We start from the raw sequence: 19,441 nt of genomic DNA on the forward strand, positions 1-19,441 counted from the left end.
ATCGTCAAAGGGCCGGTGCCGATGTCCACTTGGGAGGTCGGCGCCGGTATTTGTCAGTCTTTGCGGCACTCTTGACGGGACCGTGATGTGGCATGAGCCTGGCAGTCATTCGTCACTGTGGCGAAACACTGCTAGGGGGGTTCATGAGACCCAGAGCGAGATCGATCCTCGCTGCCGGTGCGCTCCTGATAGGCGGAGCGAGTATCGCACCGATCGCCCAGGCACAACCGGGAAGTTCACAAGACAGCGACCCGAGCGAAGTCAAGGTCTTCCGCGCCGAAGTCACCAAGAAGCAGGTACCCCTGCTGCTGGCGGCGGGCCAGGACGGCCACGAACTCAGTGAGCAGGCGCCCGAGAAGGGCAAGGCCACCGTCGAGGTCTACCTCACCGACGACCAGGCCGAGAAGCTGGAGAAGCAGGGCGTCGAGCTCACCGAGCACGACCTCTCCGCCAGTGCTGAGGCCCGTACCGACAAGGCTGCGGAGGGCGTGTACCGGCCGTACAGCGGCAGCGGGGGGCTCAAGGAGGAGATCGTCCGGACGGGGCAGGAGAACCCCGGCCTCACCAAGGTCGTCTCCATCGGCAAGACGGTGGGCGGCCAGGACATCCTGGCGCTCAAGCTCACCAAGAACGCCAAGAAGGCGAAGGACGGCTCCAAGCCCTCCGTCCTGTACGCCTCCAACCAGCACGCGCGCGAGTGGATCACGCCGGAGATGACCCGGCGCCTGATGCACCACTACCTGGACAACTACAAGACGGACAAGCGCGTCAAGAAGATCGTCGACTCGACCGAGCTGTGGTTCGTCCTCTCGGCCAACCCCGACGGCTACGACTACACCTTCCAGGACGCCAGCACCCGCCTGTGGCGCAAGAACCTGCGCGACATCAACGGCGACGGTGCCATCAGCACCGGCGACGGCGTCGACCTCAACCGTAACTTCCCCTACAAGTGGGGCTACGACGACGAGGGTTCGTCCCCGAACCCCACCAGCGAGACCTACCGGGGCGCTGCCCCGGGCTCCGAGCCGGAGACGAAGGCACTGGATGCCTTCGAGCGCCGTATCGGCTTCGACTACGGCATCAACTACCACTCCGCCGCCGAACTCATCCTGTACGGCGTCGGCTGGCAGGTGGCCACCAACACCCCGGACGACGTCCTCTACAAGGCCCTCGCCGGTACGCCGGACAACCCCGCGATCCCGGGCTACCACCCGCAGGTCTCCTCGGAGCTCTACACGACGAACGGCGAGGCGGACGGCCACGCCTCGAACGTCAACGGCATCGCGATGTTCACGCCCGAGATGTCGACCTGCCAGACCGCGTCGAACATCGACCCGAACGACCAGTGGAACGCCAGGGACTGCCAGTCGGTCTTCAACTTCCCGGACGACGAGAAGCTGATCCAGCAGGAGTTCGCCAAGAACGTCCCGTTCGCGCTCTCCGTCGCCGAGTCGGCCGCGCACCCCGACCAGCCGTCCTCCTCGCTCGGCCTGAAGGCCGCCGACTTCACCCCGGCACCCTTCACCACGTCGTACTCCCGCGGCGCCGACCAGGAGGTCTCCGTCGTCGCACGCAAGTCCGTGCGCGACAAGGAGCTCAAGTACCGCGTCAACGGCGGCCGTACGCACGACATGGCGCTCAGGCCCTGGAAGGGCGGCGAGACGTACGGCGGTGAGGACAACCTCTACTTCGACGAGTACCGCGCCAAGGTCGCCGACGGCGACCGGGGCGACAAGGTCGAGGTGTGGTTCACCGGAGAGACCAGGAGCGGAAAGAAGGTCTCCAGCGAGCACTTCACCTACACCGTGGCCGAACGGCCGCGCGCGGACGTGCTCGTGGTCGCAGAGGAAGGCGCCACCGCCGCCCACGGGCAGAAGTACGTCGACGCGGTCAAGGCCAACGGCCACCGGGCGATCGTCTGGGACGTCGCCGCTCTGGGCGCGCCCGACGCGCTCGGCGTGCTCGGCCACTTCGACACGGTCGTCCACTACACCGGCGCGAACGTCCCCGGTAACGCCACCCAACTCCAGTTGCGTGCCTACCTCAACGAGGGCGGCAAGCTGATGGAGGCGGGCGAGCAGGCCGGCGGCAACGTCGACCTCGGTGGCGGCACGCTGTCGGACGACTTCAGCCAGTACTACCTGGGCGCCTACTCCCGTACGTCGCTCCCCGGCGCCACCGGATTCACCGGCTCCGGCGGGCTCGGCGGGTTCACCGGGGCGCTCGGCGACGCCACGGGCAACCCGCTCGACAAGGCCGGGAGTTACAGCGTCACCTCGGACCAGCTGGCCGTCGACACCTACCCGCAGTTCGCCAGCGCGGGCGCGGGCCAGTTCGCCGGAACGGTCAACCCGTACGGCCCCTACGCGGGTTCGTGGATGGCGGCCGCCGTGCACACCGACGACGCTTACAAGCGGCTCACCAGGACCGTCGACCTCACCGGTGTGACCGCGGCCCAGCAGCCGACCCTGCGCACCCAGTTGCTGTGGGACGTCGAGCCCGGCTACGACAACGTCCTGATCGAGGCGCACACCACCGGCGGTGAGGACTGGACGACGCTTCCCGAGAAGGGCGGCGCCGGCAGCAACACGGTGCCCGCGGAGTGCGAGGCCGGCTTCTACATGGCCGAGCACCCCTGGCTCAAGCACTACCTGACGCAGTCGGCCGCGGGCTGCACCGCGTCCGGCACCAGCGGCCAGTGGAACGCCCTCACCGGCGCCTCCGCGGGCTGGCAGCAGGTGGAGTTCGACCTGAGCGCGTATGCCGGCAAGTCGGTCGAGATCTCGGTCAGCTATGTCTCCGACCCGGGCTTCGGCGGTCGCGGCGTCCTCGCCGACCAGGCCGCGCTCGTCGTCGACGGCACGGCCACCGGGACCGAGGGCTTCGAGACGTCGCTCGGCGCCTGGAGCGTGACCGGACCGCCCGCGGGCAGCCCGGCCGTCCTCAGGGACTGGGCGCGCACCGGGGCGCTGTTCCAGACGTACGGTGCGATCACCACGCACGACACGGTGCTGCTGGGATTCGGCCTGGAACACGTCACCGCGGCGGCCGACCGGACGGCGCTCATCGGAAAGGCCCTCGACTCACTTGACGAGTGACACGCCGAGGTCAACCGTGTGCAACGCACAGTGACCGAATCGAGTGATCCCGGCTTCCGGGCGGGGCGGTCCGTACCCCTACTGGCGGGTACGGACCGCCCTGCCGTGTATGAGGCATCTGGATGTCACCACGGAGGTCTCAGGGAGGTAGGGTCGTAGGCGGTCGGGGACATCCCAAACAGAGCTCGCCGGCACCGCATGGCCGGCGTACCAACGAGGAGATCGGTTCGTGACGATCCGCGTAGGCATCAACGGCTTCGGTCGTATCGGTCGCAACTACTTCCGCGCGCTGCTGGAGCAGGGTGCTGACATCGAGATCGTGGCTGTCAACGACCTGGGTGACACCGCGACCACGGCGCACCTGCTGAAGTACGACACCATCCTGGGTCGGCTCAAGCACGAGGTCACCCACACCGCCGACACGATCACCGTCGACGGCCACACCATCAAGGTGCTGTCCGAGCGCAACCCGGCCGACATCCCCTGGGGTGAGCTGGGTGTCGACATCGTCATCGAGTCGACCGGCATCTTCACCAAGAAGGACGACGCCGCCAAGCACATCGCCGGCGGCGCCAAGAAGGTCCTCATCTCGGCTCCGGCCAAGGACGAGGACATCACCATCGTGATGGGCGTCAACGAGAACAAGTACGACCCGGCGAACCACCACGTCATCTCCAACGCCTCCTGCACCACCAACTGTGTGGCGCCGATGGCCAAGGTCCTCGACGAGAACTTCGGCATCGTCAAGGGTCTGATGACGACCGTGCACGCGTACACGAACGACCAGCGCATCCTGGACTTCCCGCACAAGGACCTGCGCCGCGCCCGTGCCGCCGCGGAGAACATCATCCCGACCACGACCGGTGCCGCCAAGGCCACCGCCCTGGTCCTGCCGCAGCTCAAGGGCAAGCTGGACGGCATCGCGATGCGAGTCCCGGTCCCGACCGGCTCGGCCACCGACCTGGTCGTGGAGCTGTCGCGCGAGGTCACCAAGGACGAGGTCAACGCGGCGTTCAAGAAGGCCGCCGAGGGTGAGCTGCAGGGCTACCTGTCCTACACCGAGGACGAGATCGTCTCCTCGGACATCGTCAGCGACCCGTCGTCCTGCACCTTCGACTCCTCCCTGACCATGGTCCAGGAGGGCACCTCGGTGAAGATCCTGGGCTGGTACGACAACGAGTGGGGCTACTCCAACCGCCTCGTCGACCTCACGGTCTTCGTCGGCAACCAGCTCTGATATATCCAGAGCAGGCGCATTGATGTGAGAGCAGGGCTCGGGTGGCGCAGGGACGCGCCGTCCGAGCCCTGACTCACGTGCAGATCAGACCTGTTGGATCACGAGTGCTTCCGGGCACTTACGAGCGATCACGAGCCCTTCTCAGGAGTCCCCTTCATGAAGACGATCGACGAACTTCTCTCCGAAGGCGTCGCCGGTAAGCGGGTCTTCGTCCGCGCCGACCTGAACGTGCCGCTGGACGGCACCACGATCACCGACGACGGCCGTATCCGCGCCGTCCTGCCCACCGTCAAGGCGCTGGCCGATGCGGGCGCCCGCGTGGTCGTCGCCTCGCACCTGGGCCGCCCCAAGGGTGCCCCGGACCCCGTGTTCTCCCTGGCCCCCGCCGCCGCGCGCCTCGGTGAACTGCTCGGCGCGGACGTCGCGTTCGCCAACGACACGGTCGGTGAGTCCGCCCAGGCCGTGGTCGCCGGCCTCGCCGACGGTCAGGTCGCGGTCGTCGAGAACCTCCGCTTCAACGCCGGTGAGACGAGCAAGGACGACGCCGAGCGCGGCGCCTTCGCCGACCGGCTGGCCGCCCTCGTGGACGTTTACGTCGGCGACGGCTTCGGTGCGGTGCACCGCAAGCACGCCTCCGTGTACGACCTTCCGGCCAAGCTGCCGCACTACGCCGGCTACCTCATCGCGAACGAGGTCGGCGTCCTGAAGAAGCTCACCGACGACGTCAAGCGGCCGTACGTCGTCGCGCTCGGCGGCGCCAAGGTGTCCGACAAGCTCGCCGTCATCGACCAGCTGCTCGCCAAGGCCGACCGGCTGCTCATCGGCGGCGGCATGGCGTACACCTTCCTCAAGGCCAAGGGCTACGAGGTCGGCATCTCCCTCCTTCAGGAGGACCAGGTCCCGACGGTCACCGAGTACATGGAGCGCGCCGAGAAGAACGGCGTCGAGATCGTCCTGCCGGTCGACGTCCTGGTCTCCACCGAGTTCCCGGACCTGAAGACCAAGGCCCCGGCCAACCCCACGACCGTCGCCGCGGACGCCATCCCGGCCGACCAGGAGGGCCTGGACATCGGTCCGGAGACCCGCAAGCTGTACGCCTCGAAGCTCGCCGACGCCGCCACCGTCTTCTGGAACGGCCCCATGGGCGTCTTCGAGCACCCCGACTACGCCGAGGGCACCAAGGCGGTCGCCCAGGCCCTCGTCGACTCCAAGGGCTTCTCCGTGGTCGGCGGTGGCGACTCCGCCGCGGCCGTCCGCACCCTGGGCTTCGACGAGACGGCATTCGGCCACATCTCGACCGGTGGCGGCGCCTCCCTCGAATACCTCGAGGGCAAGACGCTCCCCGGCCTCGCCGCACTGGAGGACTGACCCCATATGAGCACGCGCACGCCGCTGATGGCGGGCAACTGGAAGATGAACCTCAACCACCTCGAGGCCATCGCGCACGTCCAGAAGCTCGCCTTCGCCCTGGCCGACAAGGACTACGAGGCCGTCGAGGTCGCCGTCCTGCCGCCCTTCACCGACCTGCGCTCCGTGCAGACCCTGGTCGACGGCGACAAGCTGAAGATCAAGTACGGCGCCCAGGACATCTCGGCGCACGACTCCGGTGCCTACACGGGCGAGATCTCGGGCTCGATGCTGGCCAAGCTGAAGTGCACGTACGTGGCGATCGGCCACTCCGAGCGCCGCCAGTACCACGCCGAGACCGACGAGATCGTCAACGCCAAGGTCAAGGCCGCCTACAAGCACGGCCTGACCCCGATCCTGTGTGTCGGCGAGGAACTGGACGTCCGCGAGGCGGGCAACCACGTCACCCACACCCTCACCCAGGTCGAGGGCGGTCTGAAGGACCTCTCGGCCGAGCAGGCCGAGACCGTCGTGATCGCCTACGAGCCCGTCTGGGCCATCGGCACCGGCAAGGTCTGCGGCGCCGAGGACGCCCAGGAGGTCTGCGCCGCCATCCGCGCCAAGATCGCCGAGCTGTACTCGCAGGAGCTGGCCGACCAGGTCCGCATCCAGTACGGCGGCTCCGTGAAGGCGGGCAACGTCGCGGAGATCATGGCCCAGGCCGACATCGACGGCGCCCTCGTCGGCGGTGCCTCACTGGACGCCGACGAGTTCGTCAAGATCGTGCGGTTCCGCGACCAGTGAGTTCCTGGTAAGCGGGATCCGTCGTACCCTTGCGGGGGCACAGCTCAGTGGCTGTGCCCCTGTCGTCCATCCAGATCCGAGGAAGTTGGTCCAGCCGTGGTTATGGGGTTCTCGATCGCCCTGATCGTCTTCAGCGGGCTGCTGATGCTGCTGGTGCTGATGCACAAGGGCAAGGGCGGCGGCCTCTCCGACATGTTCGGTGGCGGCATGCAGTCGTCCGTCGGTGGCTCCTCGGTCGCCGAGCGCAACCTCGACCGGATCACCGTTGTGGTCGGTTTGCTGTGGTTCGCGTGCATTGTCGTGCTCGGTGTCCTGATGAAGGTGAACAACTGACCGGCACGCACAATCCACACGTAAGGCCCCATGTTCGGTACGCGCAGCTCAGCGCGGCCTATCATGGGGCTTGCGTCTAGGTGTGAGGGCTCTGTAACTCCAATCACTGGACGCGCGTTGGGCCTTACGTAGACTGAGGCGCTCGCAGCGAAGCGAAACGCCGACTCGCTTCGCGGCACCATCACGCAGGGAGTTACGACCGTGGCAAGTGGCAACGCGATCCGAGGAAGCCGGGTCGGGGCGGGGCCGATGGGCGAGGCCGAGCGGGGCGAGTCCGCGCCCCGGCTGCGCATCTCCTTCTGGTGCTCCAACGGGCATGAGACCCAGCCCAGCTTCGCCAGCGACGCGCAGGTCCCCGACACCTGGGACTGCCCGCGCTGCGGCTTTCCCGCCGGACAGGACCGGGACAACCCGCCGGACCCGCCGCGCACCGAGCCCTACAAGACGCACCTCGCGTATGTACGGGAGCGGCGCAGTGACGCGGACGGCGAGGCGATCCTCGCCGAGGCGCTCGCCAAACTGCGGGGCGAAATCTAGGAATTGAGGCCGGTCGGACACCCTCGGGTGCCCGGCCGGACCTGTACGAGGCACCGGGGCCGAGCCGCTCGCGGACCGATTGTCAGTGGCGCCCTCTACGGTTTGTGCATCGATCTTCTGCATCGATGGACCGGGAGGGGGAGTCGTGGCGACGGCTGAGACGGTGGGCGTGGGTGCGCCCGTGTGGCGCGGAGGCTTCGGGCGGCTGTGGAGCGCCGCCGTGCTCTCCAGCTTCGGCGACTCCCTGCGTGCGGCGGCCCTGCCGCTCCTCGCCGTGACCCTCACCGACCGGCCGCTGCTGATCGCCGCGGTCACGGCCTGTGGCTATCTGCCGTGGATCGTCTTCGGGCTGCTCGGCGGTGCCGTCGCCGACCGGGTGGACCAGCGGCGCGCGATGTGGACGGTGGATGCGTTACGGGGCCTCCTGGTCGGCGCTTTCGCGGTGGCCGTGGCGTTAGGTCACGCTTCGATCGGCCTGCTCATCGCACTGGCTTTCGCTCTGACCGCGCTCCAGACACTGTTCGACAACGCCGCCACGGCCCTCCTCCCCGCCCTGGTGGGCCATGACGCGCTGGGCAGTGCGAACGCCCGCCTGATGACCGGGCAGCGCATCGCCGGCGGACTGGTGGGCGGGCCGGTGGTGCCGGTGCTGCTGGCGGCGGGAGCGGCCGTGCCCTTCGCGGCCGACGCCGGCACCTATCTGGTGGCGGCCGTGCTGGTGGCCTCGCTGCGGATCGAGGCGTCCGAGCGGGGGCCGGCACCGGAGGGCAGCACCCTGCGCCGGGAGATCGCGGAGGGACTGCGCACCCTGTGGCGCGACGGGGCCCTGCGAAGACTGTGCGTGGCCAGCGCGCTGTGCAACGTCGGCATGGGTGCCCAGCTGGCCACCCTGGTCCTCCTGGTGACCGGGTGGCTGGACGCCGGCCCTGTGGGGTTCGCGGTGGCGGGCGCCGCCTTCACCGTCGGCGGCCTGGTCGGGGGAGTGCTGAACGGTCGGATCGTGAAGCGCGTGGGCGGGATCCGGGCCGTGCTGCTCGCCGGCGCGGTGCAGATCGCGGCCCTCGTCGTCATGGGCACCGTGCGCAGCCTGGCCGTTCTGGTGGCCGCCCTGGCCGTCTTCGGGCTCATGGGCATGGTGTGGAACGTCAACACGATGACCCTCATGCAGCAGCGCAGCCCCGTGGCGCTGCTGGGCCGGGTGGCCTCGGCGTTCCGGACCCTGGCCTTCGCCGGGGTGCCGCTCGGCGCCCTGCTGGGCGGTGCCGTCGCGACCGCCTGGGGCCTCAACACCCCGCCCCTGCTCACGGCAGCCTTCTTCGTACTGGCCGTCGCCTCGCTGATACCTGTGCGCAAGCCGGACGTACCTGTTGTTGCGCCGGACGACGACGCCACGACGGCTCACGCCGCGCGCTGATCAATTAGGTTGGAACAGCTGGGACAGGCACGAAAGAAGGCTGAAGTCGGACATGAACGCAGACGGCCGTACCAGGCTCAACCAGACGCACGAGTGGACCGCGTTGGCCAAGCACCGAGAAGAGCTCGGCGAAGTGCGGCTGCGGGAGCTGTTCGCCGCCGACCCGGGTCGTGGTGCCGGGTACACGCTGCAGGTCGGTGACCTGCACGTCGACTACTCCAAGCACCTGGTCACCGACGAGACGCTGCGGCTGCTGCGCGAGCTGGCCGCCGCGACGGACGTGTTCGGGCTGCGGGACGCGATGTTCCGCGGTGAGAAGATCAACACCACCGAGAACCGCGCCGTGCTGCACACCGCGCTGCGCGCCCCCCGTGACGCGGTCATCGAGGTCGACGGGGAGAACGTCGTCCCCGGGGTGCACGCCGTCCTCGACAAGATGGCCGACTTCGCCGAGCGGGTCCGCTCCGGCGCCTGGACCGGGCACACCGGCAAGCGCATCAGGAACGTCGTGAACGTGGGCATCGGCGGCTCCGACCTCGGCCCGGCGATGGCGTACGAGGTGCTGCGCAGCTTCACCGACCGCGACCTGACCGTCCGCTTCGTGTCGAACGTCGACGGCGCCGACCTGCACGAGGCCACCCGCGACCTGGACGCGGCCGAGACGCTGTTCGTCATCGCCTCCAAGACGTTCACGACGATCGAGACGATCAGCAACGCGACCTCGGCGCGCAACTGGCTGCTGGGCGAGCTGAAGGCGGGTCCGGAAGCCGTCGCCAAGCACTTCGTCGCCCTGTCGACGAATGCCGAGAAGGTGGCGGACTTCGGCATCGACACGGTCAACATGTTCGAGTTCTGGGACTGGGTCGGCGGGCGCTACTCCTATGACTCGGCGATCGGCCTGTCCCTGATGATCGCCATCGGGCCGGACCGCTTCCGGGAGATGCTCGACGGTTTCCGGATCGTCGACGAGCACTTCCGCACGGCGCCGGCGGAGTCCAACGTGCCGCTGCTGCTCGGCCTGTTGGGCATCTGGTACGGCAACTTCCACGACGCCCAGTCGCACGCGGTGCTGCCATACAGCCACTACCTGTCGAAGTTCACGGCGTATCTGCAGCAGCTGGACATGGAGTCCAACGGCAAGTACGTCGGCCGGGACGGGCGGGAGGTCGACTGGCAGACCGGGCCGGTCGTGTGGGGCACGCCGGGCACCAACGGGCAGCACGCGTACTACCAGCTGATCCACCAGGGCACCAAGCTGATCCCGGCGGACTTCATCGGCTTCGCCGAGCCCGTCGCCGAGATGAGCGACGGACTGAAGGCGCAGCACGACCTGTTGATGGCGAACTTCTTCGCGCAGACGCAGGCGCTGGCGTTCGGCAAGACGCCGGAGGAGGTGCGGGCCGAGGGGGTGCCGGAGGAGCTGGTGACCCACAAGACGTTCAAGGGCAATCACCCGACGACGACGGTCCTCGCGCGCGAGCTGACTCCGTCGGTCCTCGGGCAGCTGATCGCGCTGTACGAGCACAAGGTGTTCGTGCAGGGCGCCGTGTGGAACATCGACTCCTTCGACCAGTGGGGCGTCGAGCTCGGCAAGGTCCTCGCCAAGCGCGTCGAACCCGCGCTGACCGAGGGCGCCGAGGTGCCGGGGCTGGACGCGTCGACGCAGGCGCTCGTCGCCAAGTACCGGGAGCTGCGCGGCCGGCAGTGACCGCGGACCTGGCGGTGACCGCGGGTGCGGAAGGCGGGCGGCGCGTGGCCGTCCGCTTCCCGTCAACTCCCTCGTTGATCATGGGCACGATCACTCGGGGGAGTGGGAATTGGCTGATCCACAAGGGAGTTGGACCGGCGGCGCTCTGACCGCGCAGTCGTTCCTGAAGCCTCATCAGGTCGCGAAGGCGGTGTTCCATCCGACCTGGATCCCGAACTCGCTGGATCCGTCGGTGGACGCGCTCAAGAAGGCACGCGTCAGTGTGGGGCCGTCGCGGCGTTCGGTGTCTACGTCGCTGAAGTTGCTGCTGCTGTTCATGGGCTCGGCGCTCGGGACTCTGTTGATCTTCCGCTCGGGCGGCTCGGTAGGGCGATGCCCGTGACCGTCACGGGGGCGCCCATGATGAAGACGAAGCCCAGCCACCCTGTCGCCGATCCCCACGCCCACTCCGATGCCGACCCCGCCGCCACCGCAGTACACCCCGAACGGCTTCGTACCATCGCAGGGCAACCCGTACGGGCCGCCCGGATACCCCTACGGCCGACCCCCGCAAGGGAATCCGTACGGCCGGGCTGCGCAGCACCCTCACGGGCCGCAGTCTCCGCAGAACCCGCCGCCGCCCTACAGCCCGCAACCTCCGTACAGCCCGCAGCAGCCATCCGGCCCCGGACCCTATGGCCCCGGCCCCTACGGCAGCTGACCTCGCGGAATCGGTTACCGGCCCCGCCGTAGGTCAGGTGACCGCGCTCAGTGTGTCGGCGAGCCGGCGGTGGGCGGCGCGGGAGGCCGGGAGGGCGGCGAGTGTGGCCGCTCCGGCGACTGCGGCCGTGCCGAACAGCACCAGGAGGGCGGCGGACGGACCCTGGGCGATCCCGGCGCCGATGCCGCTCGATCTGCCCTGGGCGTCGATCAGCCAGTGCGCGAGGGGCGTGCCCAGGGCCGTGCCGACGACGACCGCGGCCAGGGCGGTGCAGGCCGTGGAGGTGACGGTGATCGCGGTGATCTGCCGGGGGGACAGTCCGATGGCCTTGAGGGCCAGCAGGTCGCGCTCGCCCTCGCGGACGGCGCCGCCGATCGCGGTCAGCAGCTCGATGAGCCCGATGAGGGCCAGCACGGCGATCAGGCCGACGACGACTCCGCGCAGGGCCGAGAGGCCGTCGGCGGGGTTCGGCACGGCATGTACGTCGAGGCGCCCGTGCCCGGTGGTGGCCAGCCGGTCGGCGACCTCGCCGGGGTCCGCGCCCGGGCGGAGCCGCAGCTCGTAGAGGGTGGGGCCGAGGCCGGGGTCGTTCTCGCGGAGGGTGTCGAGGGAGGTGGAGATGACCCGGCCGGCGTTCTCCGGCTCGACACTGCGGCCCACGATGTGCAGGATCTGCGGCTGGTCCCCGACGGTCATCCGGACCCAGTCTCCGACCCGCACGTCCAGCAGATCCAGCAGCCCCTGCCCGGCCACCGCCTCGTCGCGGCCCTGCGCCGGGCGGCCCTCGGCCAGGGCGTACGGGTAGGGGTCCTCGCGGGTGCCGAGGCCGCGCAGGGCGATCGTGGCTGTCTGGCCCGGGACCAGGGCTGCCACCTCGACGCCGGGGTAGGCGGCGGTGACCTGCGGGTCGCGTTCCAGCAGGGTGCGGGTGTCCCGGTCGGCCAGGCCGGAGTCGGCGTGGACGGTCAGGGCGGTCGGCAGGCCGATCTGCTCGGGGCTGCTGTCGAAGCGCTCGATCGTGGTCCACGCGCTCATCGCCACCACGATCAGCAGCAGCGGCAGCGCGAGCCGGGCGACCGTCGCCAGGGATCTCAGGCGACGCGTGAACGCCCTGTGCCAGCCCAGCACCAGCGCGGGCGGCAGCCGCAGCCCGAGCGCCTGCCGGGCCACACTCGACAGCCGCCCGCCGTGCGGTGCCGCCGGCCGTGGCACCGGCACCGGGGGCACGCGCCCCGCCCGCCAGGCCGCGAGCCCGGTGGTCGCGCCGATGAGCAGCACCGCCGCCACGGGAACCGTGAACAGCGCAACGGTGTGCCCGGGCAGCCCCTGCCACACCCCGACCGCGTCCCCGAGCCGGCCCGGGATGTGGCTGCCCAGGGCCTGGATGAGGGTCGCGGCGGCGACGGCACCCAGCAGCGCGTAGGCGAGGTGCTGCAGCAGGAAGACGCGGACCACCTGGCCCGGTGTGAAGCCGATCGCCTTCAGCACGGAGATGTCCCGCAGATGACCGCGGATGCGGGTGCCGATCGCCCCGTGGACGGCGAGCCCGGCGGCGACCAGCGCGCCCAGCCCGAACAGGCCCAGCACCTGCCCGAGCAGCCGGTTGTCGCCCTGCGCCTCGGCGCGCCCCTGCTTCCAGGTGGAGACCTCGCTGACCGCGCCGGCGCCCAGCACGGTCACGGCGCGCTGGACGGCGTAGTCCGTGTCGTCGGGGTCCGTCAGGCGCAGCCCGATCACCTGACCGCCCGGGTCGGGGACGGCGGACGGCGGCGCCCAGACGAGGCCCGGCTGCTCGCCCGGGCGGTAGCGCGGCTCGGCGCTGTCGGCGATGCCGAGGACGGTCACGGTCCGGGCGGTGCCGGTGCCGGGCAGGGTGAGGGTGTCGCCTGGGGCGGCGAGAAGGGCGCGGGCGAGGCGGGTCTCCAGGACGACGCCATCGGGGTTCGAGGGGTCCAGCCAGTGGCCGGAGGTGATCAGGGGGCGGCCGACGGTGGGGCGCTCGGGGGTGCCGCGCAGTTCGACGGTGGCACGGGTCCCCTGGGAGGACAGGGTGGTGGAACCGGTCGGGTAGGGGCCCGCGACGGACTCGACGCCGTCGAGCTCGGCCAGTTTCCCGGTGTCGGCCGAGGGCCCGGTGTGCAGCCACACATGTGCGCCGTGCGCCTGGGTGAAGACGCGCTGCCAGGGGTTGGTGGCGTAGCCGAACAGGGCCGTGGCCAGCAATAGCGACACGACGATCCCGGCCGTGGCCAGCACGAGGAACAGCGCCTCGCCGCGATGCGTGCGCAGATCGGAGTGTGCCCAGCGCAGGGTGGCTCGCATGGGCGTCAGCCTCGCCGCTCGGGACCGGCAGGCCCGCGCAGGGGGCGGGGATCGTCGTAGCGCCGCATCTCAGTCCCTGAGCTCCAGCACACCCGACGTCCCGGTCCGGCGTGGCGGTGTGCCTGCGTCCAGTTCGGCGTCGTCGGCTATGCGGCCGTCGAAGAAGCTGATCACGCGGTCCGCGGCGCTGGCGAGCCGGGCGTCATGCGTGACCAGCACGATCGCCTGGCCGCGCTGGTGGAAGCGGGACAGCAGCCGCATCACCTCGCGGGTGCCCTTGCTGTCCAGGCTGCCGGCCGGTTCGTCGGCGAGCAGCAGCGGCGGACGGTTGACGAGGGCGCGGGCCAGCGCGACCCGCTGTTGCTCGCCGCCGGACAGCTCGCCCGGCAGGCTCCGCTCCTTGCCGTCGAGACCCAGCTCGCCCAGCAGCTCCGCCCGCTCGGCCCGCGCCCGCTTCGGGGCGACGCCGGCCAGCAGCGCGGGCAGCTCCACGTTGTCGGCGACGGACAGGTCGGAGACCAGGTTGAAGAACTGGAAGACGATCCCGATCCGCTTCCTGCGCTCCACCGCCCAGCGGGCCTCGCTCCACCGGTCCGCGCACTCGCCGTCCAGCCAGATGCTCCCGCTGTCCGGACGCTGCAGCCCGCCCAGCAGATGCAGCAATGTCGACTTACCGGCACCGGACGGCCCGGTGACGGCCACGAACTCGCCCTGCCGGACGGAAAGATCAACGCCCCGCACGGCATGCGCCGGAGCGCCCTCGCCGCCCTGATGCGTCTTGACCAGGCCTTCGGCCCGCAGCACCGGGCGGCTCTCGGCGCGCGGCGCCGCAGGAGCGGAATCGTCGCTCATTCCTGCTCCTCCAGCTCTTCCTGGCACCGTTCCAGCCAGTCGAGGTCGGCCTGCAGATGCAGCATCGCGCCCTCGATCAGCAGATGGGCGATGCGGTTGTCCCGGTCTTCGGCGGCGGCCAGTTTCGACAGTTGACGCATGGTGTTCAAGTACTGGCGCCGCTGTTGGTTGATAAGGGCGATCTGGTTGGCGAGCCCCGTCTGCGGGGCGACGGCCAGCTTCATGAAGAACTCGTCCCGCACCCGTGGCTCGTCCTCGGGCTCCTCGAACCAGGCGCGCAGCGCCTCACGCCCGGCGTCGGTGAGGTGGTAGACCTTCTTGTTGGGCCGGCTCGACTGCTCGACGTCCTCGCCCTCTATCAGCCCCGATTTCTCGAGACGGGCGAGGGTCACATAGATCTGGCCGACGTTCGGCTGAGGGTACGCGGAGCCCAGCAGTTGCTCAAGGTCCTGCTTCAGCTCATAGCCGTGCGCCGGGCCGCGCGCCAGCAGGGCCAGGAGGGGCAGCCGCACTCGTGCTCTCCTCCTCGCATCATGGGTAATGTGCCGCGAGGCCTAGTATCGCGCATACCTAACAGGTATACATGGCCTCTGACTCCGGGCGAAGGTGCCTGGGGCCGGTGTGCAAGGAGGAACCTATGCGGTGGATCCACGCCGCCGGTAGGGGCCTTCTCGTCCTCGTTGTGATCCTGACCGGCTACGTTGCCTCCGGCGCCCGCGCCGACGAGGGTCCCGCGGGCGGCAGGGGACCCCTGACCCTCGCCACCGCCGGCGACCTCACCGGCTATCTCGGTTCCGTCCTGGAGGGCTGGAACCGCACTCACCCCGACGAGAAGGTCACCCTCGTCGAGCTGCCCGACTCCGCCGACGAGACCCACGCGCAGATGACCACCGACCTGCGCGGCGGTGACCGCAGCCGCTTCGACGTCCTCAACATCGACGTCAGCTGGACCTCGGAGTTCGCGGCGCAGGGCTGGATCCGCCCCCTGGCGCGTGACCGCTTCCCGCTCGGGAGCTTCCTGCCGCCCGTCGTGGACACGGCGACCTACGACGGACAGCTGTACGCGGTCCCGTACGTCACCAACGCCGGCCTGCTCCTGTACCGCAAGGACATCCTCGCCAAGGAGGGCGTCGACCCACCGCGCACCTGGGCCGAACTGGAACGGGCCGCGAAGTCCATCGCGCCCAAGTACGGCCTGGACGGCTACGCGGGGCAGTTCCTGCCGTACGAAGGGCTCACGGTCAACGCCGCCGAGGCCGTCTACTCGGCGGGCGGCTCGATCCTCGGCGACGAGGGCGAGCGCGTCACCGTGAACTCGACGGCGGCCCGCGACGGCATCGACTTCCTCGCCCGGGGCATCCGCGAGGGCTGGATCCCCGAGCGGGCGCTCACCTACAAGGAGGAGGAGTCCAAGCAGGCCTTCCAGGACGGACGCCTGCTCTTCCTGCGCAACTGGCCCTACGCCTATGTCGGCGCGTCGGCCAAGGGCTCGCCGGTCTCCGGGCGGATCGGCGCCGTACCGCTGCCGGGTCCGGACGGGCCGGGGACGAGTGTGCTGGGCGGCTCCAACCTGGCCGTCTCCTCCCATGCCCGGCACCCCGACTCGGCCGCCCGTCTGATCGCGTACCTGACCAGCGAGCGCGTCCAGCGCCAAGTCCTCACGCGGGGTGCCCTGCCGCCGGTACGGGCCGACCTGTACGAGGATCCCGGGCTGGTGCGGGAGTTCCCGTACCTGCCGACCCTGCGCCAGAGCGTGCAGACGGCCGCGCCGCGCCCGAAGAGCCCGCGCTACGACCAGGTGAGCCTGGTCGTGCAGGCGGTCGTGCACGACGCGATGACCGGGCGCGAGACGCCCGAGGCCGCGGTGCGCCGGCTGGCGCGAGAGCTCGACACCATCGCGCGCTGAGTAGTTACCCGTTAGGTAACGGCAGCATCTCATCCCTCCTTACTCTGTCGTGGTATGCCCTATTTTGCTAGGTCAACTGCTCGGTAGCTTGCGTCCAGTTCATTGACACCCTCCTGAAACGGATACTTAACATGCATGCATGCTGAGTAAGTACCACTGGTGGCGTGACGCGGTGATCTACCAGGTCTACGTCCGTAGCTTCCTGGACAGCACCGGCGACGGTGTCGGCGATCTCGCCGGGGTCCGGGCCGGGCTGCCGTATCTGAAGAAGCTCGGGGTCGACGGGATCTGGCTGAGCCCCTTCTATCCGTCGCCGCAGCACGACCACGGGTACGACGTGGCCGACTACTGCGACGTCGACCCGCTCTTCGGTGACCTCGCCGAGTTCGACCAGCTGGTCGCCGCGGCCCGGCGGCTGGGCATCAAGGTGCTGCTCGACATCGTCCCCAACCACTGCTCCAGCGAGCACCGGTGGTTCGAGGAGGCCCTGTCCGCCGAGCCCGGCAGCGCGGCCCGCGCCCGCTTCCACTTCGCCGACGGCCGTGGCGCCGACGGCTCCGAACCGCCCAACAACTGGCACGCGATGTTCGGCGGCCCGGCGTGGAGCCGGGTGACCGAGGCGGGCGGGCGGTCCGGCCAGTGGTACCTGCACATGTTCACGCCCGAGCAGCCCGACTGGAACTGGCGCAACCCGGAGGTCGGCGCCGAGTTCGACCGGGTCCTGCGGTTCTGGCTGGACCGGGGTGTCGACGGCTTCCGTATCGACGTCGCCGCCGGCCTCTACAAGCACCCGGAACTGCCCGACTCCGACGACCCGGAGGCCGACGCCCGCACCCGCGACTCGGTCAACCCGCTCGCCTGGAACCAGCCCGAGGTGCACGACGTGTGGCGCCAGTGGCGTTCCATATGCGAGGAGTACACGGCCCGCGACGGCCGTGAGCGTCTGCTCGTCGGCGAGGTGTCCGTCCCGACCGCGCGCGAGCACGCCCGGTACGTCCGCTCCGACGAGCTCCACCAGGCCTTCTTCTTCGACCTGCTCAGCGCCCCCTGGGAGGCCGGCGCCTTCCGCAAGGTCATCTCCGAAGCCATGCAGGACATAGCCGGCACGGGCTCGACGGTCACCTGGGTCCTCAACAACCACGACCAGGTCCGCACCGTCACCCGCTACGGCGAACCCGCCACCGAGGGCAGCGGCCTCGGCGCAGCCCGCGCCCGTGCCGCCGCGCTGCTGATGCTGGCGCTGCCGGGGGCCGCGTACATCTACCAGGGCGAGGAGCTGGGCCTGCCCGAGGTCGTCGATCTGCCCGACGACGTGCTCACCGACCCGATCTTCCACCGCACCGGCAGCCGGGCCCGCATCCGCGACGGCTGCCGGGTGCCGCTGCCCTGGTCGGGACAGGCGTCCCCGTTCGGCTTCACCTCCGGCGCGGAGAGCGCCAAGCCCTGGCTGCCGCAGCCCGAGTACTTCGCCGAGTACGCCACCGACCGCGCCCTCGCCGACACCCGCTCCTTCTGGCACCTGTACCGCGACGGCCTCCAACTGCGCCAGGCACTGCCCCAGTTGGGCGAGGGCGCTCTGAGCTGGCTGGACAGCACGCCCGGCGTCCTGGCCTTCGTCCGTGGCGACGGCCTCGTCTGCGCCGTCAACTTCGGTACCGCGCCCACCCCTGCGCCGGTCTCCGGCACCCCGCTGCTGTCGAGCGGCCCCTGCCCGGCCGGGGTCCTGCCCGGCTCCACGGCGGCCTGGTGGATGAGCGACGGGACCGAGTTCCGCGCCTCCTGATTTTTCCGTCAACTCCCCATTCCCCGAAGGGACATCAACGATGATGCGACGACGTACGACCCTGCTCACCGGATGCACCGCTCTCGTCCTCGCGCTCGGCGCGACCGCCTGTGGCGGCGGACCGGTCGCCGCGGGCGGCGGTGACAAGGCGCTCAGCGGCCAGACGATCACCGTGGCCGGCGTCTGGACCGGCACCGAGCAGAAGAACTTCCAGAAGGTGCTGGACGCGTTCACCGAGAAGACCGGCGCCAAGGCCGAGTTCGTGTCCACCGGGGACAACGTCTCCACCGTCGTCGGCAGCAAGATCGAGGGCGGCAACGCCCCGGACGTGGTGATGGTCCCGCAGGTCGGCGTGCTCCAGCAGTTCGCGAAGAAGGGCTGGCTGGAGCCGCTGTCCAAGACCACGCAGAAGTCCGTGGACGCCAACTTCGCCCCCGTGTGGAAGGACTACGGCAGCGTCGAGGACACCCTCTACGGCCTCTACTTCAAGGCCGCGCACAAGTCGACCGTCTGGTACAGCCCCGACGCCCTCGCACAGGCCGGCGTCGAGCCGCCGAAGAGCTACGACGACATGCTGAAGGCCGGGCAGACCGTCTCCGACTCCGGCCTCGCCGCCTTCTCGGTCGCCGGCGAGGACGGCTGGACCCTCACCGACTGGTTCGAGAACGTCTACCTCTCCCAGGCCGGACCCGAGAAGTACGACGCCCTCGCCGCGCACGAGCTGAAGTGGACCGACGCGTCCGTGGTCGACGCCCTGACCACCCTCGGCAAGCTGTTCAAGGACAAGCAGCTGATCGCGGGCGGGCAGAAGGAGGCCCTCAACACCGACTTCCCGGGCTCGGTGGAGAAGGTGTTCGGGCCGAAGCCCGAGGCGGGCATGGTCTACGAGGGCGACTTCGTCGCGGGCGTCGCCAAGGACCAGTTCGGCAAGTCGATCGGCGAGGACGCGAACTTCTTCCCGTTCCCGGCGGTCGGTGCCGGCAAGGCGCCGGTGGTCAGCGGCGGTGACGCGGCCGTCGTCCTGAAGGACGGCAAGAACCAGAAGGCCGGCATGGCACTGCTGGAGTACCTCGCCACCCCTGAGGCCGCGGCGGTGTGGGCGGAGGCAGGCGGCTTCCTGTCCCCGAACAAGAACGTCGACCTCGCCTCGTACGGCGACGACGTCACCCGCGCGACCGCCAAGTCCCTCGTCTCCGCGGGCGATTCGGTCCGCTTCGACATGTCCGACCAGGCCCCGGCGGCCTTCGGCGGCACCAAGGGCGCCGGCGAGTGGAAGCTCCTCCAGGACTTCCTGCGCGACCCGTCCGACCCGAAGGGCACCGCGGCGAAGCTGGAGGCCGCGGCGGCCAAGGCGTACGAGGGCCAGGGCTGATCATCCATGACCGCCACACGTATGAAAG

The 19,441-nt window shown here is 69.9% G+C and carries 15 protein-coding genes; 12 read left to right on the forward strand and 3 right to left on the reverse strand.

Annotated features, from left to right (window positions below):
* Positions 1-143: 143 nt before the first annotated feature.
* From OHO27_RS32425 to OHO27_RS32465, 9 genes are all read left to right on the forward strand, one after another.
* Positions 144-3,098, forward strand: a complete 2,955-nt coding sequence (locus OHO27_RS32425; protein ID WP_328428512.1) for a M14 family metallopeptidase — start codon at positions 144-146, stop codon at positions 3,096-3,098.
* Positions 3,099-3,327: 229 nt separating this feature from the next.
* Positions 3,328-4,335, forward strand: a complete 1,008-nt coding sequence (gene gap, locus OHO27_RS32430; protein ID WP_328428513.1) for a type I glyceraldehyde-3-phosphate dehydrogenase — start codon at positions 3,328-3,330, stop codon at positions 4,333-4,335.
* Positions 4,336-4,491: 156 nt separating this feature from the next.
* Positions 4,492-5,703, forward strand: coding sequence for a phosphoglycerate kinase (locus tag OHO27_RS32435; protein ID WP_328428514.1), 1,212 nt, complete (start codon positions 4,492-4,494; stop codon positions 5,701-5,703).
* Positions 5,704-5,709: 6 nt separating this feature from the next.
* Positions 5,710-6,486: a triose-phosphate isomerase gene (tpiA, locus tag OHO27_RS32440; protein WP_328428515.1), complete on the forward strand. Its 777-nt coding sequence runs from the start codon at positions 5,710-5,712 to the stop codon at positions 6,484-6,486.
* 102 nt (positions 6,487-6,588) lie between these two features.
* Positions 6,589-6,819: a preprotein translocase subunit SecG gene (gene secG / locus OHO27_RS32445; RefSeq protein ID WP_328430621.1), complete on the forward strand. Its 231-nt coding sequence runs from the start codon at positions 6,589-6,591 to the stop codon at positions 6,817-6,819.
* A 201-nt stretch (positions 6,820-7,020) separates the two neighbouring features.
* Positions 7,021-7,356, forward strand: coding sequence for an RNA polymerase-binding protein RbpA (locus tag OHO27_RS32450; protein WP_003957010.1), 336 nt, complete (start codon positions 7,021-7,023; stop codon positions 7,354-7,356).
* Between the two features lie 145 nt (positions 7,357-7,501).
* Positions 7,502-8,770: an MFS transporter gene (locus OHO27_RS32455; RefSeq protein ID WP_328428516.1), complete on the forward strand. Its 1,269-nt coding sequence runs from the start codon at positions 7,502-7,504 to the stop codon at positions 8,768-8,770.
* 52 nt (positions 8,771-8,822) lie between these two features.
* Positions 8,823-10,478 (forward strand): glucose-6-phosphate isomerase, encoded by a 1,656-nt coding sequence (gene pgi / locus OHO27_RS32460; protein ID WP_328428517.1) that lies wholly within the window; start codon positions 8,823-8,825, stop codon positions 10,476-10,478.
* Between the two features lie 109 nt (positions 10,479-10,587).
* Entirely contained in the window at positions 10,588-10,860 is a 273-nt protein-coding gene (locus OHO27_RS32465) for a hypothetical protein (protein ID WP_328428518.1), read from the forward strand.
* Between the two features lie 351 nt (positions 10,861-11,211).
* Here OHO27_RS32465 and OHO27_RS32470 read toward each other — a convergent pair whose 3' ends face one another.
* The 3 genes from OHO27_RS32470 to OHO27_RS32480 form a co-directional block, all read right to left on the reverse strand.
* Positions 11,212-13,500 carry an ABC transporter permease gene (locus OHO27_RS32470; RefSeq protein WP_328428519.1) on the reverse strand — a complete coding sequence of 763 codons (2,289 nt, stop codon included), beginning with the start codon at positions 13,498-13,500 and terminating at the stop codon, positions 11,212-11,214.
* Between the two features lie 69 nt (positions 13,501-13,569).
* The gene (locus OHO27_RS32475) at positions 13,570-14,352 is read right to left on the reverse strand and encodes an ABC transporter ATP-binding protein (RefSeq protein WP_328428520.1); all 783 of its coding nucleotides are present in this window, start codon (positions 14,350-14,352) and stop codon (positions 13,570-13,572) included.
* Complete coding sequence (locus tag OHO27_RS32480) at positions 14,349-14,864, reverse strand: PadR family transcriptional regulator (protein WP_328428521.1); 516 nt, start codon at positions 14,862-14,864, stop codon at positions 14,349-14,351. Before OHO27_RS32480 ends, OHO27_RS32475 begins: the two co-directional genes overlap by 4 nt.
* Before the next feature lie 125 nt (positions 14,865-14,989).
* Between OHO27_RS32480 and OHO27_RS32485 the strand changes: the two genes are divergently transcribed.
* The 3 genes from OHO27_RS32485 (at position 14,990) to OHO27_RS32495 (ending at position 19,413) form a co-directional block, all read left to right on the forward strand.
* Positions 14,990-16,258: an ABC transporter substrate-binding protein gene (locus OHO27_RS32485; RefSeq protein ID WP_328428522.1), complete on the forward strand. Its 1,269-nt coding sequence runs from the start codon at positions 14,990-14,992 to the stop codon at positions 16,256-16,258.
* Positions 16,259-16,397: 139 nt separating this feature from the next.
* Entirely contained in the window at positions 16,398-18,041 is a 1,644-nt protein-coding gene (locus OHO27_RS32490) for a glycoside hydrolase family 13 protein (RefSeq protein WP_328428523.1), read from the forward strand.
* Positions 18,042-18,081: 40 nt separating this feature from the next.
* Positions 18,082-19,413: an ABC transporter substrate-binding protein gene (locus OHO27_RS32495; protein WP_328428524.1), complete on the forward strand. Its 1,332-nt coding sequence runs from the start codon at positions 18,082-18,084 to the stop codon at positions 19,411-19,413.
* Positions 19,414-19,441: the final 28 nt, after the last annotated feature.

Origin of the sequence: Streptomyces sp. NBC_00443 (assembly GCF_036014175.1) — a bacterium.
Classification (GTDB): domain Bacteria; phylum Actinomycetota; class Actinomycetes; order Streptomycetales; family Streptomycetaceae; genus Streptomyces.

Excerpts from the sequence above, each read along its gene's own strand:
- OHO27_RS32470 (WP_328428519.1), bottom strand. The coding sequence starts at position 13,500 with ATGCGAGCCACCCTGCGCTGGGCACACTCCGATCTGCGCACGCATCGC.
- OHO27_RS32425 (WP_328428512.1), top strand. The coding sequence starts at position 144 with ATGAGACCCAGAGCGAGATCGATCCTCGCTGCCGGTGCGCTCCTGATA.
- secG (WP_328430621.1), top strand. The coding sequence starts at position 6,589 with ATGGGGTTCTCGATCGCCCTGATCGTCTTCAGCGGGCTGCTGATGCTG.
- OHO27_RS32495 (WP_328428524.1), top strand. The coding sequence starts at position 18,082 with ATGATGCGACGACGTACGACCCTGCTCACCGGATGCACCGCTCTCGTC.
- pgi (WP_328428517.1), top strand. The coding sequence starts at position 8,823 with ATGAACGCAGACGGCCGTACCAGGCTCAACCAGACGCACGAGTGGACC.
- OHO27_RS32435 (WP_328428514.1), top strand. The coding sequence starts at position 4,492 with ATGAAGACGATCGACGAACTTCTCTCCGAAGGCGTCGCCGGTAAGCGG.
- tpiA (WP_328428515.1), top strand. The coding sequence starts at position 5,710 with ATGAGCACGCGCACGCCGCTGATGGCGGGCAACTGGAAGATGAACCTC.
- OHO27_RS32485 (WP_328428522.1), top strand. The coding sequence starts at position 14,990 with ATGCGGTGGATCCACGCCGCCGGTAGGGGCCTTCTCGTCCTCGTTGTG.
- OHO27_RS32475 (WP_328428520.1), bottom strand. The coding sequence starts at position 14,352 with ATGAGCGACGATTCCGCTCCTGCGGCGCCGCGCGCCGAGAGCCGCCCG.
- OHO27_RS32490 (WP_328428523.1), top strand. The coding sequence starts at position 16,398 with ATGCTGAGTAAGTACCACTGGTGGCGTGACGCGGTGATCTACCAGGTC.